This is a genomic window from Bacteroides sp. Ga6A2, from assembly GCF_000702225.1.
Lineage (GTDB): Bacteria > Bacteroidota > Bacteroidia > Bacteroidales > Bacteroidaceae > Ga6A1.
On sequence record NZ_JNKX01000027.1, the window covers coordinates 56,977 to 57,523 of the forward strand.

Annotated in this window: 1 protein-coding gene; it reads left to right on the forward strand. The window is 40.6% G+C overall.

Annotated features, from left to right (window positions below; all coding sequences use genetic code 11):
- Positions 1-377 precede the first annotated feature (377 nt).
- The coding region (locus T538_RS19215) for a transposase (RefSeq protein ID WP_197028315.1) at positions 378-547 on the forward strand (170 nt) is incomplete at its 3' end.

The window sequence follows — 547 nt, forward strand, 5'->3', positions numbered from 1 at the left end:
AGGAAGAAGGTAGGAAGAAGGTAGGAAGAAGGTAGGAAGAAGGTAGATAGAAGGAAGGTAGACGGAAGATAGATTCAAGGTACATCCAAGCAAGCCGGAAGGTACAGGGAAGAGCTTATAAGGGTAGACTGATGGGTGAGAATCCTAATAGGATAACTCTTAACAGGAATTTGACAATGTAGCTAATTCAAAATTTAGGGTACTGCTTACTTTGTTTTTGCGAAACCGCTTCCTATGATAGCAAGTCTGTTCATATATTCTGTTAAGCGGATTTTACCTGTAAGCAACTGCTGCATCATTTAATTTACTAATCTCTTTAATGATAATCCGCAATATCCCCAAATGTATTATCTTTGCAATTGAAAAATCATAGTCAAATGAAGTTGTTGGATTTTGCAAAACATTTCGACAGCGAGGAAGCTTGTGAAAAGTACCTCAAGGAAACTCGCGAAAAAGAAGGTATAAAGTGCAGCCGCTGTGGCTGCGAGAAACAGTACTGGAACCGTTGCCACAAACGCTGGATGTGTGCCAAGTGCGGACATGAGAC